The organism is Psychrobacter sp. DAB_AL43B (assembly GCF_900168255.1).
In the GTDB taxonomy this organism is placed as follows: Bacteria; Pseudomonadota; Gammaproteobacteria; order Pseudomonadales; family Moraxellaceae; genus Psychrobacter.
Genome location: NZ_LT799838.1, coordinates 720,287 through 735,130, shown reverse-complemented (window position 1 = coordinate 735,130; position 14,844 = coordinate 720,287). Strand labels below are relative to the sequence as shown.

Below are 14,844 nucleotides of genomic sequence, written 5' to 3'. Positions count from 1 at the left end.
TTGTCTAACATTTTCATCAGCGACATTATGATACTTAAACCTCAAAGATCATTAAGCCTCAAAACGCTATTATGCATTTTGACACAATTAACCCGCAGATTCAGACAGGCCATTTTTGTTACACTATTCGCACTCTATTATTTCTGCTAAATGGTCGTTATGGAAAACTTACTAAAAAAAATACCCTTTTTACATCAACGTTGGTTTCAGTTCCTACGCTTTTTAACTCGGCACTTTTTTGAAGACAACTGCCAGCAAAAAGCCGCATCATTGACCTATACGACCTTATTGTCGATTGTGCCTATCTTAACGGTGCTATTGATGATTTTGTCTTCAGTACCGGCGCTATCTTCTGTCAGAGCACAGATTTACGAAGTCATTTACAGTAACTTGCTGCCACAATCGAGCTTGCAGGTCAGTAAATATATCAATAACTTCGCTGAAAAATCATCAAACCTAACCATCATTGGGGCGATGGTATTGTTTTTTACGACCATTATGACTTTGACGACTATTGAGCGCGCTTTTAACCAAATCTGGCGGGTAGAAAATCGCTCTGGTGGCATGAAAAGCATGCTGCGCTATTGGACAATCGTCACGCTGGGACCGCTAGTATTGGGTACGGCATTTATCGCCTCTAGTGCCGTACAAAGCCTGAGCCTCTTAAATCGTCAAATTGCTGGCTATGGTATCGATTGGTCGTTTTGGGTACAGATAGTATCAGTTGGAGTGACGATCGCTGGTTTTATTAGTATGTATTGGTTTATCCCAAAAGCGCGTGTACCTGTAAAAAATGCCGCGATTGCTGGTGTTTTTGTGGCGATTGTCTTTGAGCTGATGAAGCATCTTTTTGGTACGGTGATGGCGAACTTTACCAGCTATGAAGCCATTTATGGCGCATTTGCTGCATTACCGATTTTCTTATTATGGATATATCTGTCATGGAATCTAATCCTATTAGGGGTTGAGATTAGCTATACCTTGACTATTTTTGAGACGGAAGAAGTCTACCCACGCCATCCACTACTAAGTTTACTCGATATGTTAAATTTAGTTTATACCCATCATTTAAAAGGTGAAGCCGTTAGCGAACAAGCGCTGCGTAATGTATTGGGGCGTAAAGAGCTACCAAAGTGGTATACCTATATCAATTATCTACAAGACAGTAATTTAATCACCATGACAGAAGAGGATGATTATGTGCTCAAAAAAGATTTGAGTAAAATGACGTTATGGGATTTTTATCGTACGCTACCTTATCCATTACCCATCAAAGATGAGCTTGATGAGATGAGTCCAGAGGACCAAAAACCTTGGCTAAGCCTATTGGTAAATCGTTTTGAAAATACGGAAGCTTATGCTCGAGAACAATTGGATGTGCCGCTAAATGCTATCTTTGCCCACAGTGAGCCGCGCAAAAAATCTGCTAATGATAAAGACGAAAATTCTAAAAACAATAAAGCCAAACTCTTTAGGAGATCTAGCGCTGCTACCTCTAGTCGCTTATCTCAAGAAGATTCAGGTATTAACGATGAGATACCACGCTTTGACCCTGTCGCTTATGATAAGGACAGCGGTATAGAATGCGATGAGCATAACAATGAAATTATCATTCCTAAAGATACTATTAGTGATAAAGCTCGTGCAGATGCCAGTAAAGCGGGCAATAGAGGCGATATTATTACTGAAGCAGACAATCCGACATCTAACTGAGTGCTATAAGAGTAAGAACGGATGAGATTTTTTAATTAACTTATAATCAAACATTTCTATGACAACCAATAAGGAAAACTTATTGTTATAAATAGAACAAATTTCGTACATAATACTAACATAACTGTTATATTGCCTCTCATTATATTAATGAGGGGCTTTAGTTGAAAACAATAATAGCATTTCCAGTAAAAGCATTAAGTATTGGTATCATGGCTATCATGCTTTCCGCTTGTGGTGAAGAAACTGATCATATCCCGCCAGCAATTAATCAGCCTGGAACTACCCCGCCAGCAGTGACTCCACCACCGGGTACGACTCCGCCAGTGACTCCGCCAGTGACTCCACCAGTGACTCCACCAGTGACTCCACCAGTGACTCCACCAGTGACTCCACCAGTGACTCCACCAGTGACTCCACCAGTGACTCCACCTGTTAACCCGCCTGTTAACCCGCCTGTTAACCCGCCTGTTAACCCGCCTGTGACAACTGTTCCTTCAACACCAATTGGACCGAGTACACCAAGTATTCCTTCAACACCAATTGGGCCAAGTACACCAAGTATTCCTTCAACACCAATTGGACCAAGTATACCAAGTATTCCTTCAACACCAATTGGACCAAGTACACCAAGTATTCCTTCAACACCCATTGGACCAAGTACACCAAGTATTCCTTCAACACCAATTGGACCAAGTATACCGAGTATTCCCTCGACGCCAATCGGGCCAGGTACAAAACTCAAATATCCAGAGCCAAAGAAAGATATCGCTGATGCCTATTTATTAGGGTTTTTTGACCACGCTGGCAGAGCAGGAACGATTCGAGATATCCGTCCAGATTTAGTCGGCACTTTCCAAGCGATGATTCAGTTTGGCCAGAATCATACTGTTGATCCGCAGGGCAATGAAGCAAAAAACATGCCGCGCCTGACGGCAGAAAAAGAAGCGCTGTTATTAGTGACCCCTACTCCTGAGATGGGTGACGTTAATAATCTTGTGGCAGAGATCTATAAAGATGGAGCTTTATTACGCAGCGTCAACTTAGCCGATCCGACTAGAATCCCAGCCACTGATCAGACCAATACTGACAAACGTCCTCGCGTCTCTTACAGTAATCGCGCATGGTCGACCAAACTCAAATGGAATGAGGTAGAAGGTGGTCTTAAAATCCGCATTGTGGATGAGAAGAAGCGTAGCGGTGATTTATTAGAAGATAAAATAGACTTTGCTGCACCTGGCGAGCTGGTATTAACCAATATCCGTTTAGGTATGTTAACTGCTCCGCCTCAATCTTGGGGTCACTACATGTTACGTGACCCAGAAAGAGCCGGTTCAGACTACTTCCAAACCATTCCAGCGGCACAAATGACCGTTGCTGTATATGATGACATGAAGCTTGATCAAGTGATGGTGGGCAATGGCACCATTTATGATTCGGTGAGTAGCTCAGACGGTGGCATGTATAATGGTGATATGCGTGAAAATACCGCAAAAGCAACCTTTGGTGTCGGCATAAACTTAGCCAATTGGGGCGTGACTAGCGCATCGCTACACAGCCAAGAACAGCCACAGCTGACTCAAAACGTCAATGCGCACCATGCCCGCGGTAAATATGCCAATGGCGAACATAACCACGGCTTAAGTGGTGGTAATGGCATGCTGACCATTATCGATTCGGTCAGGAATGAGTTTAGTCATGAAATCGGCCATCATTATGGCTTAGGCCATTACCCTGGTGCATCGGGCGGCGATTATTTCTGGGCCGAGCATCATGCCGACAGCGGCTGGGGCTATAATGGTTTTAGAAACAAAATGCGCGGTAACTTAGACTGGCCGCGACAAGTCGAAGGTGATGGTCTCAGTGGCAAACCTCTTTTCTTAGCCACCTATGGCTACGGCCGTGACGCGATGTCTGGCGGCTCACAGAGTGGCGCTTATTCAGACTACACCCATTACACCGGCTACAGTACCAAAATAAAAATACAACCAGCATTTGATAAAGCAGTATTTGATACGAGTTCACCGACAGGTTATAAAAAATGGAATGCCGAACTTCGAAAGATGGAAGTAATCCAGCCTAAAGTACCGAGATCTGGTAATGTTTGGTACAACAGTGCCGACGGTAATTACTTAAAACCACGCTTACAAGGTGTGCCGGTTTTCACCATCTTAGGCGGTTATGATCCTGTGGCGCAAAAAGGGATCATTTATCCTGAGGCACGCGGTAACTGGGGTAATGTTTTTGATTTACCTACGCCAAATAACTCGCTAGAAGCGGCAAGCTGCTGGTTGAGCGTCACTTATAGTAATAGCACGGTTAATAATATTGCCTTGTCCCCTAATCGCATGAATGGCAATGCCAATAAATTCCATGTCAATTTAGCGATTGCTGAAGATCCGAAAAAAGTGGATTTGTACTGTAAAAAGGCCAATGAAGCACAAGTACAGCTATCGACAATTGATATTCGTCAATATAGCGACCCTATCAGACCAGCGGTTACCTTTGGTAAAGAACATGGCTATACGGCACTAAGAAAGGTAGAGTTACCGGGCTTAGAACAGCAGCTCATCGCCCAAGCAGAAAATCCGACGGTTGTTTTGAATACCAATGGTAAATTATTATATGATTCTTATAAAGAGTATCGTGATGAGCTCAGCCCGCAAGCATTGGAAACATTAGAGCGTTATGAAAAGCAACAAGAAACCATCTACCGCTTAAACCGTTGGGTCAATGTGTATCGTACTGATTTAAGCAAGAAAGAGCCTGAAGCACTCAGCGAATTTCAGCAGTTTGTGAAATGGTTAGATCTACAGGATGACAACCCTTTAGAAAATGTTGCTACTATACGTAACGGCAACAACTGTCTAAAAGTTGAAAAACTAGAAAATGGTAAGTTAAATAGCTTTATTAGTGGAGAAAGTGGCTGTACTGGTGATGACTCTGAACAGTGGGTTTACGATCTTAAGGGTAAAATCCATAGTAAAATGGCATTGGATCAGTGTTTGACGGAACAAGGTTCTTGGGTAAATTTGGGCGCTTGTAGCTTGGACTCACCAGCGCAAGTTTGGGAGATGAACGGTACCAACCAAATCAAACAAGGCAACAAATGCTTTGATTTACGAACGGGTCATTTAGTAGATAACCGCGGGAGCTTAATTACTTACAACTGTAATGGTGGATGGAATCAGAAATGGACGACGCTGACCAAAAACCCAAGCTTTATCTTAGCGACAGCTGGTAACAATCTACCGTTAATCGTAGATAGTCTACAAAAACAACCAGTAACGACGGATAATTTGCAAACACGGTCATTAAGTATGGACACTACAGAAGAGCCGTCAGTACTAGCAAAAGTAAGCACCGCGATAAGCACTTGGATTGACAATTTGGTCAGTTAATAGATAACACGGAAGCTTGACGGCTTACGATGGTAATAATGGCTGGAATCAGTAATGAACGGTGTTAACTCAGAATTCGAGTTTGATACTATTACTTACTATTAGAGCTTTCCATCATTAAAATCCTCCATTATTAAAACTTTATAATGCTAAAAACAAGCTCCTATTAATAGGGGCTTATTTTTTTATTAAATTTTTGATAGCGTAACTCTATATGATAAGGTAATTTACTTTTAAGCGCTTTTGTTGTGCCAAGAGTATTATTATTTTTCTGATTGGCATCGAAGTAAGACAGTAGTATGAATTTTGGAGCTGACAACGTTGAGCAAAGACCCCAAAACAAGCCTGCTTAAACAGATTCTAACGGCAGTTAAGCACAGACTTAGGCAGTTTCTACAGCTATGGTCACTACAAAATCTAACCAATTTACCTGAGCGCCTAAAAAACTTATGGCAGCAATTGCTTGGCTCTTATTGGTTTATTCCAACAGCTTGTGTGCTGGTAGGCATCTTACTTGCGCCCATACTCGTTACCATTGATGAACATTTTGATCGTGAAACAGTCAGAGAGATCAGCTTTGCATTTACTGGCGACGATCAGGCCGCACGTGCGATTATGACCGCGATTGCAGGCGCAGTACTTGGGGTCGCAGGAACGACCTTTTCAATTACTATTGCCGTCTTATCGATGGCCTCATCGCAGTTTGGTCCACGGCTGCTACGTAACTTTCTGACCGATACGCCAAACCAGTTCGTACTGGGCGCATTTATTGGTACTTTTAGTTACAGCTTATTGGTTTTAAAATCTATTCATAAATATGATGTGGCTTTTGGTGTACCGCAATTATCGGTAACCTTTGCTATTATCATGGCCATCATTTGTGCCTTGTTATTGGTTTATTTTGTCCAGCATATGGTACATGCTATACAGGCATCGCATGTCATTCACGGTGCCAGTAATGAGGCGCTTAGAAATATTCATTACTGGTACAAGGACAGCTGTGAGATTCAGCATCAACGTGATGTGACGCATCATGATGTTGAGCATTTCCAATCTTGGACAGCAACCGCTATCATCGCGCCAAGCTCAGGTTATCTACAGCAAATTTATATAGAGTCGCTGATTACTTTGGCGCAAGATTATGGCGGTGTAGTACAGCTACATACCAGCTTGGGTCAATTTGTTACCGATAAGAATGTCATCGGACATTTTTATCAGCATCCTGCCGATCATGACAGTCATCTACAAAAAACCAAAACCTCTGGCTTAGCTATTATTCCACGCGCGCCAGATGGGCTATTTTGGCAGCGACTCAATACTTGTATCCATCTTGAAAGCCAGTCTGTGCACTCTAATGATATCGCTTATAGTTTAGGGCAAGTCACTGAAGTCGCAGTGCGGGCGTTATCTCCTGGTATAAATGATCCAAAAACGGCGGTCAATTGTGTCCAATCATTGACCACGTGCTTGAGTGTCATGTTTCAACGTCAGCCTCCAAGCCCTTATCATTTTTACACACCGCCTCACGACCAGAATGACAGCGATAGAAATAACCAAGAGAAATCTGACATTCTAGTCAATCAGCAGCGAGTAGCAATATTGGCTGTGGTTACTAAAAATCCTACGATAGCTGCCTTTATCGATACCTCTCTTGGTGAGATACGGCGTTATGCAACGGCTGATTTAATGGTATTAAAGGCATTATGTCAGGCTATGACCGATCTTAATTACGCTTGTGTGAATAACGCTCAGCAGCAAACGCTATTACATGAGCTCACACTGATTGAACGCGCAGGAGAAGAAAACCTGAGCTATGAAGAGTTAATAACAGATCTCAAAGCAATGTCTAATGAAGCGAGGCAATTTATTCATAGTAATAATGCTAAGCATCAACATTTTGAATATATTAGTCAGTTTGATGCGCAAATTAATAAAACACTACAGAGGCAATCAAGATAAAATTTTATTATTTATAGGAATTTTTTGTTATTCATATCAATATTAATCGTAGACAATATAAAAACCAGACAAACAACAAAACTAACATTTTGTCTAACCCTTACAGATTTTAGGGTTAGAATCATTTTTATATTCATCTGAGACTTTTTTTATGGCATCTGCAACCAGTCTGACTATACTTGAAATCAGTGCTATCTTTTTATCTATCACTGCCCTACTGACTTATGTGAATCATCGCTTTATTGGTCTACCGACCACTATCGGTGTCATGGTCATCTCTATATTATTATCTATTGGGGCGATATTTTTAGGGTTTTTAGGCTTTGATCAGCTAATTGATTATGAGATCAGCTTATTAAACCAGCTTGATTTTACCGAAGTATTACTCGATGGCATGCTCTCGATGCTACTATTTGCCGGTGCCTTACATGTCAATATTGGTGACTTAAAGCGTTATAAGCTACCCATTGGTATCCTTGCTTGTTTGGGTACTGTCATATCAGCAGTACTCATTGCCACCGCCATTTATTTTATGCTACCGCTTTTAGGGTTCGCTCTGCCATTTATTTGGTGTTTATTATTTGGTGCCTTGATATCACCGACCGACCCCATTGCCGTGATGGGCATTTTGGCATCAGCAGGCGCACCCAAAAGTATTGAAACCGTTATCGCTGGTGAGTCGTTATTTAATGATGGTATTGGCGTCGTTATTTTTGTGATACTGCTCGGGATTTTATCTAGCGGTGATATTCCAACTGTAAATTATGTGGCGCATACGCTGGCAGTTGAAGCTGGTGGCGGTATTATCTTTGGCTTGGTACTTGGGGCAATCTTATATTATATGCTCAAAAGTATCGATAGCTATCAAGAAGAAGTGTTATTAACACTTGCAGGCGTGATAGGTGGCTATGCACTTGCCAGCCATTGGCATCTATCAGGACCTTTGGCAATGGTGATGATGGGGCTGATGGTCGGTAATCGCGGGCGAGAATTAGCGATGAGTGATAAGACGCGTCACTATATTGATCTATTTTGGGAATTAATTGATGAGATTTTAAACGCGATTTTGTTTGTTTTAATTGGTTTAGAAGTAGTGATAATTGCCTATTCTGGTAATTTATTTATTGCCGCAGGCTTGACTATTATCATTGCCCTACTTGCTCGGCTGATCGTGGTAGGCATGACCACTAGAATTTTTAGACACCAACTTAATCTACCAGTAGGCGCTTGGAAAGTATTAACGTGGGGTGGTCTGCGCGGTGGTATATCTGTCGCATTAGTACTACAGCTGCCTACAGGAACTGAGCGCGATGTTTTACTAGCATTAACTTACGCTGTAGTAGTGTTCTCTATCTTAATTCAAGGTTTGAGTGTCGGTAAAGTAGCCAAAACTATTTCTCCTGTTAATAAAAAAGCATTGGACGTTTAGAAAAATAATAACATTGTACTTTAAGTCGAAAAACACACAGTGATTTCAACTAATAAGAAGCCAGCACTAAAGATAATCTCTTTATGCTGGCTTTTATTATTATGGTCAAAGCAATATTATTTAGTAAAAACTCATTATTTAGCAAAAGCTCGTATCGGAAAGTACTGTTATATCAAGCCTTTACGCTTCATATTACGATAAACCACAATGACAATAATGATATTAAGAGCTAAAATACCCAGTTTAAACCAGTCGAACGGGCTGACAATCAGATAATACAGTTCGATAGGAATAAATATTCCATAGCCTATGACGCCAAACCAATAGGCCCAAGTCTTATCTTGCCACAATCCATATGCTTCAATGAAGCGCAGACTGGCATAAGCAAATATTATTAATAGAAACACTGTCCAGTTTTTACTGGCTTGCTGTGCGATCTGTACCGCGCTATCAACTTGTGGAGCGAGCAGTTGACCAAAGTACTGTCGCCAAGAATGGGTGGCCGTTGACAACCATTGCTCCATATCTTTATGCCACTGCCATAATGCAATAGCCCCTAACAGCGCACCGATACCTTTAACAACCTCATAGATCGCAACGGCTTTAATAGATTCGCTAGACTCGCTCTTTTTATGTCGCTGATTATCGTCCTGACCAGACCAGTTAACCAAAGAAAGTCTCCACAACGCGCCCTTGCAGCTGCTGATTAAAGAAAGGGGTATTTTTACCACTAGATTGCATCGTTTCCGCGGTCACTTGCCACTCTAAATTAGGATCAACCAACACAGCGCCACCGATATTTTCATATTGCTCGCTAATACCGGCAATTTTTGCAGGATTAAGACAGATTTTATCGACCAATTGCTCTAATGTCAGCACCTCATCACGTACCAATTGACACGCCAGCGCCATAAAAGTATCAAAGTTTGAAATACCTGGTGTACTTTCTTCAAACGGTGCTTTTTTAGCCGTACTGTTCAATGGCTCATGATGACTACAAATCGCATCAATGGTGCCGTCTTTTAAACCGCGAAGTAGCGCTTTTTGATCGGTATTACTACGCAATGGCGGCAGTACATAGGCCATAGAATTAAAGCCTTCCAAATTATCATCGGTTAAATACAGCTGATGCATGGCCACATCACAAGTCACTGGCAGTTTTTTATTTTTTGCCCAGCGCATCAGCTCGATTGAAGACTTACACGATAACTGACTAAAGTGAGCAGCAATACCGGTTTCTTCAACCATTAATAACTGGGTAGATAAAGCGACCGTTTCAGCAATCCATGGAATACCTTGTAGCCCATGATAGGAGGCGATGTAGCCTTCATGCGCAACCCCATCTCCAGACAAACTGGGCTCATCAGGATAAAAGAAGACTTTCATGCCAAAAGTCGCGGCATACTCGAGGGTACGTAAGAGCACTAAATCATTGCGAAAAGGTCGACGAGCATTAGAGACGGCAATACAGCCACCTTTTTTTAATCCAGCGATGTTAGATGGACGTTCGCCCTCTAACCCTGCGGTCAAGGCACCTAAAATATGTAAGTAAATGCCGCCATCATCAAGCGCACGCTCACGTAAACCTTTTAATAGTGAACCGTTTTCCAAGATAGGATTGGTATCGGGCGGAATGACCACATGCAAAAAACCATTGGCGCGGGCAGCTCGCCCTTCTGATTCCAACGTGCCATGTTGTTGTTGTCCTGGCTCACGTAAGCGGGCGCACAAATCAACCAATGGTGGCAGCAGCCACATTTCATGTCCAGCTTCAAGTGCAGTCAGTTTAGTGGTTACTGCGCTTGGTAGTGAATCCTTAAATATTTTAGGAAGACAATCAAGTATCGGTGCATCAGGGTTTATCATAGTGGACATGAGCGTTATTACCGTATCAATAAAATGGGATAAATAAGAATAAAATTGGCTAGCAAAATATTAGGTCAGATATTATTTACTAGCTGCTTGATGAGCGCGTTGACCTTCCATTGCCAATGCCAATACCGCCATACGAATAGCAATACCATTATTAACCTGCTTCAAAATCACAGATTGCACGCCATCAGCAACGCTTGAGGCAATCTCAACACCGCGGTTCATTGGTCCTGGGTGCATGACTAGCGCATCAGGTTTGGCCAGTGCTAACCGCTCTGGGGTAATACCATAATGCTTATAATACTCACTCGATGATGCCAATAGCGGCGAGCCGATCCGCTCGTTTTGTATTCTTAATCCCATAATGACATCACAGTCGGTCACGCATTCATTCATATTTTCATAAACTTGCACCCCAAAACGCTCAATCCCTTTTGGCAATAAGGTACGAGGCGCGCAGACACGGATATCTTTAACACCTAAAGTTTGCAGCGCACTGATATCAGAGCGTGCGACCCGAGAATGCTTAATATCACCAACGATAGCGACCGACAGCTCTTCAAAGGGGCGCGGCGCCTCACGGTGAATGGTCAACATATCGAGCATACCTTGCGTCGGATGGGCGTGCCAGCCATCACCGCCATTAATAATAGCAATATCTGGTGTCACTTCTGTGGCCATAAAATGGGCAGCACCTGATGCTGAATGCCGTACCACAAAGATATCTGCCGTCATCGCTTGCAAATTCCACAGCGTATCGCGCAAGCTTTCACCTTTTTTGGTGCTAGAGCGCTCAATATCGATATTCAGTACATTGGCACCCAAACGCTTTTCTGCTACCTCAAAAGTGGTGCGTGTACGAGTTGACGGCTCAAAAAACAAATTCATTACCGTATAGCCTTCAAGCTCAGGACGGTTAATCAGTTGCCCATTATCATCAAAAAACGTCTCAGCTTTTGCAATAATTGCCTGCAACTGTGCTTTATTAAGACCCTCTACACCCAAAAAATGACGAATACTACCATCGCTATTAAGCTGCGGACGACTTAACGAGGTATTAAGCTTATGATGAATGGTGTCAGAATCAAATTTTGCAGACTCAGTCGCTGCAATAGGAGGTAGTGAATTACTATCGATAGAATTTGACATAATGGTAAGTCTTTATTTTGAGTTTATATGAGTCTATATTAATCATTTATTCATTTTTGTTCGAGCATTTATAGCTGATATGCACAGATACAAGGACATTTTGACGCTTATTTGCTACAATTTACCGTAATGACACCAGCCCTATAAAATAGACTTAGCCATCTGCTAAGCAATATAAGTAAAGCTGTAATAACCACGATCGAAAATAAGCTTCCCAAAAATATCAATAAACAATAATACATATAGTGTAGCTGATTTTATGGTCAGGACAAAGATGCCGTACAGGCTATTTAATAATTTGCCAGATTTAGGGGTATTAAATACTAACTCCCACACTTCTTAAGCACTCACTTGCTCTTTAACTTTGAATCTCATTTATCAATACCATTTATTAGGAAGCATTATGACGACCCTAGCAAACTATTTAAAAGCTCATGCAACCAATCTTGCCCTTAATGACGTCATTACTACCGTTGCTGACGTTGGTAAGACTATTTCACAGCTACTTAGAAAAGGTGCTTTAGCAGATATCTTAGGTGAAGCTGGCAATCAAAACGTCCAAGGTGAGGATCAAAAAAAATTAGACGTACTGGCCAATGATTTATTGTTAGACGCTTTGGCAAAAAATGCACATTGTGCGGGTGTTGCTTCCGAAGAGCTGGATGATGCTACTCCTGCCAATGCTGATGGCAGTTTATTGGTGCTATTTGATCCCCTTGATGGCTCATCAAATATCGATATCAATATGGCCGTTGGTACTATTTTTTCTATTCTACCGTATCAGCGCCAAGGTCAAACCAGTGAAAATAGTGATTTCTTACAAGCTGGTAATCAGCAGCTAGCAGCAGGTTACTTATTATACGGCACCTCGACCGTCCTAGCACTGACCATCACAGATAGTGTCGTCATGTTTAGCCTAGACCCAGACACGAATGAGTATGTACTGATACAAGAAAACATCCAAATCGATGCCGATACCAGCGAATATGCCATCAACGCGTCAAATTACCGCTACTGGCGCGCGCCGATGCAACAATATATCGATGAACTCATCGCTGGCGAAACAGGTGTACGTGGTCGCGATTTTAATATGCGCTGGGTTGCAGCAATGGTTGGTGACGTGCATCGCATTTTATGTCGCGGTGGTCTCTTCACTTATCCATTTGATACGAAGTATGCTAATAAAGCAGGTAAATTGCGCTTAATGTATGAAGCCAATCCGATGAGCCTTTTGATTGAACGTGCTGGTGGCGCTGCAACTGATGCGGTTAATCGCATTTTAGATATAGAGCCAACTGATATCCATCAGCGTATCCCTGTGGTACTTGGTAGCAAAAATGAAGTCGATTATATTAAAGAGCTACATTTAAATTATGCTGATAAATAAGTCAGCTAAGCACACTTTGAGGACGAGCCGTATAGAGTCAAATAAATAACAGCTTTATACGAATCGTTCACATACTCTACATTTTTTCTAAGCGATTCACTATGGTAGCAAATCCCACTGAGCTTATTACCTCAGATAAGAATACGACGGTCAAGCTAGTAAAGGGCTTGTTGACGCAAGCTCGTCAACGCAAAAAACAAGGTCAAACAGTCATTGAGGGCGTCCACCTCATCGATGCTGCCCTGCGTAGTGACTATCCATTTGTGCAAATATTGCTAGCTGAATCGGCGCATTATCATCCTGAAGTTCAGCAAGTTTTAACTCGTCTGCCAACCTATACGCCGATTTTAATTTTATCAGATTCACTGTATGAGAGTATTCGGAGCTTGGGCACTGGCATCGATATCATGGCAATTATTAAAGTGCCAATGCCCAGTTTATCAACGATTAACAATGATTGTCTGATTCTCAATGATGTGCAAGATAGCGGTAATGTCGGCACCCTGCTACGTACCGCAGCAGCCGTTGGCATTAATACCATACTCTGTACTAGTGCCACCGCACAAGCTTGGTCACCAAAGACATTGCGAGCAGGTATGGGCGCACAGTTTGCACTGACTATTTATGAAGATTTAAGTGTGCAAGATATTTTAGACTATGTACAAACGCCGCTGTTTGCGACCAGCTCACATACCGATACAGTCATTTATCAACATGACCTAAAGAAACCAATTGCTTGGATTATGGGACATGAAGGTCAAGGTGTTCGTGATGAGCTGATGCAATGCGCTACACCTATCGCCCTACCACAGCCTAATGGACAAGAAAGCCTCAATGTAGCGATTGCAGGCTCGCTATGCTTATATGAGACTTTACGTCAAAGAAATTATAGCTAATGTTATTTAACTGAATCAAAAATACACTTTTTAAGTTAAATACAAAAAAACCCGCTATAAATAATAGCGGGTTTTTTTGTATTTAATTACTTACTAAATAACAATTAAATCTTACTGGTTAGCTCAGGTAATGCTGCAAACAAATCTGCTTCTAAGAAGTAATCAGCAACGCTTGCGATAGGTGATTCTGGGTCATTATTAATCGCAACGATAACTTTAGAATCTTTCATACCCGCTAAATGCTGAATAGCGCCTGAAATACCTACTGCGATATACAAATCTGGTGCAACGATTTTACCCGTTTGACCGACTTGCATATCGTTTGGTACATAGCCTGCATCAACTGCAGCACGTGATGCACCAACAGCAGCGCCAAGTTTATCAGCCAATGGTTCAATGTACTTAGTGAAGTTTTCACCATTTGCTAGTGCACGACCACCAGAAACCACGATACTTGCTGAGGTCAATTCAGGACGGTCAGATTTAGCCATCTCTTCATTTACGAAGCTTGCTTTACCAAGGTCTTGAACATTATCAATAGTTTCGACAGTAGCTGAACCACCTTCGCTTGCTACTGGATCAAAGGCGGTAGTACGTACGGTTAATACCACTTTATCTTCTGAGGTTTTAACTGTTGCTGTCGCGTTACCAGCATAGATAGGACGCTCAAATGTTTGTGCATCTACCACAGCAGAGATTTCTGATAGCATGCTGACGTCAAGTAATGCTGCAACACGTGGTAGAAAATTCTTACCAGTAGTTGTGGCTGGTGCAAGGATATGACTATAGTCACCAGCAATGTCCGCAACCAATAATGCCACGTTACCTGCCAATTGATGCTCATAAGCAGCGTTGTCTGCTAACCGTACTTTGCTCACGCCTTCAGCTTTAGCCGCTTCGTCAGCGACAGCTTGATTGCCACTACCAGCGACCAATACATGGATATCGCCGCCTATTTGCTTAGCAGCAGCGATAGTATTTAAAGTTGCCTTTTTTAGACTGGCATTGTCGTGTTCTGCATATACCAAAATTGCCATT

At 42.1% G+C, this 14,844-nt stretch carries 10 protein-coding genes; 6 read left to right on the top strand and 4 right to left on the bottom strand.

The genetic code is table 11. The features are described 5' to 3' along the window. Positions 1-159: 159 nt before the first annotated feature. From DABAL43B_RS03170 to DABAL43B_RS03155, 4 genes are all read left to right on the top strand, one after another. On the top strand, positions 160-1,713 hold the full coding sequence (locus tag DABAL43B_RS03170) for a YihY family inner membrane protein (RefSeq protein ID WP_079691030.1): 1,554 nt from the start codon (positions 160-162) through the stop codon (positions 1,711-1,713). Positions 1,714-1,877: 164 nt separating this feature from the next. Next, positions 1,878-5,114 (top strand): M66 family metalloprotease, encoded by a 3,237-nt coding sequence (locus DABAL43B_RS03165; RefSeq protein WP_319823002.1) that lies wholly within the window; start codon positions 1,878-1,880, stop codon positions 5,112-5,114. A 321-nt stretch (positions 5,115-5,435) separates the two neighbouring features. Beyond that, on the top strand, positions 5,436-7,073 hold the full coding sequence (locus DABAL43B_RS03160; RefSeq protein WP_227516727.1) for a DUF2254 domain-containing protein: 1,638 nt from the start codon (positions 5,436-5,438) through the stop codon (positions 7,071-7,073). Positions 7,074-7,224: 151 nt separating this feature from the next. Next, a complete protein-coding gene (locus tag DABAL43B_RS03155) occupies positions 7,225-8,502 on the top strand; it encodes a cation:proton antiporter (RefSeq protein WP_079691027.1) in 1,278 nt (425 codons plus the stop codon). Positions 8,503-8,669: 167 nt separating this feature from the next. Here the strand turns inward: DABAL43B_RS03155 and DABAL43B_RS03150 are convergent, their stop codons facing one another. The 3 genes from DABAL43B_RS03150 to DABAL43B_RS03140 form a co-directional block, all read right to left on the bottom strand. After that, complete coding sequence (locus DABAL43B_RS03150) at positions 8,670-9,173, bottom strand: DUF2127 domain-containing protein (protein WP_227516726.1); 504 nt, start codon at positions 9,171-9,173, stop codon at positions 8,670-8,672. Next, entirely contained in the window at positions 9,166-10,347 is a 1,182-nt protein-coding gene (locus DABAL43B_RS03145; protein WP_413771840.1) for a dihydroorotase, read from the bottom strand. Before DABAL43B_RS03145 ends, DABAL43B_RS03150 begins: the two co-directional genes overlap by 8 nt. Before the next feature lie 102 nt (positions 10,348-10,449). Further along, positions 10,450-11,523, bottom strand: coding sequence for an aspartate carbamoyltransferase catalytic subunit (locus DABAL43B_RS03140; RefSeq protein WP_079691025.1), 1,074 nt, complete (start codon positions 11,521-11,523; stop codon positions 10,450-10,452). A 403-nt stretch (positions 11,524-11,926) separates the two neighbouring features. On the opposite strand from DABAL43B_RS03140, the gene DABAL43B_RS03135 reads away from it, so the two are divergent. Further along, positions 11,927-12,910, top strand: a complete 984-nt coding sequence (locus DABAL43B_RS03135; protein ID WP_079691024.1) for a class 1 fructose-bisphosphatase — start codon at positions 11,927-11,929, stop codon at positions 12,908-12,910. A 101-nt stretch (positions 12,911-13,011) separates the two neighbouring features. Continuing rightward, complete coding sequence (locus tag DABAL43B_RS03130) at positions 13,012-13,806, top strand: TrmH family RNA methyltransferase (protein ID WP_079691023.1); 795 nt, start codon at positions 13,012-13,014, stop codon at positions 13,804-13,806. Positions 13,807-13,910: 104 nt separating this feature from the next. On the opposite strand, the gene DABAL43B_RS03125 is transcribed toward DABAL43B_RS03130, so the two are convergent. Then, on the bottom strand, positions 13,911-14,843 hold the full coding sequence (locus DABAL43B_RS03125) for an electron transfer flavoprotein subunit alpha/FixB family protein (protein ID WP_079691022.1): 933 nt from the start codon (positions 14,841-14,843) through the stop codon (positions 13,911-13,913). Between the last annotated feature and the right edge of the window lies 1 nt (position 14,844).

What these genes read in the sequence shown, in the direction of transcription:
- DABAL43B_RS03155 (WP_079691027.1), top strand. Translation starts at nt 7,225, where the DNA reads ATGGCATCTGCAACCAGTCTGACTATACTTGAAATCAGTGCTATCTTT.
- DABAL43B_RS03130 (WP_079691023.1), top strand. Translation starts at nt 13,012, where the DNA reads ATGGTAGCAAATCCCACTGAGCTTATTACCTCAGATAAGAATACGACG.
- DABAL43B_RS03135 (WP_079691024.1), top strand. Translation starts at nt 11,927, where the DNA reads ATGACGACCCTAGCAAACTATTTAAAAGCTCATGCAACCAATCTTGCC.
- DABAL43B_RS03125 (WP_079691022.1), bottom strand. Translation starts at nt 14,843, where the DNA reads ATGGCAATTTTGGTATATGCAGAACACGACAATGCCAGTCTAAAAAAG.
- DABAL43B_RS03170 (WP_079691030.1), top strand. Translation starts at nt 160, where the DNA reads ATGGAAAACTTACTAAAAAAAATACCCTTTTTACATCAACGTTGGTTT.
- DABAL43B_RS03140 (WP_079691025.1), bottom strand. Translation starts at nt 11,523, where the DNA reads ATGTCAAATTCTATCGATAGTAATTCACTACCTCCTATTGCAGCGACT.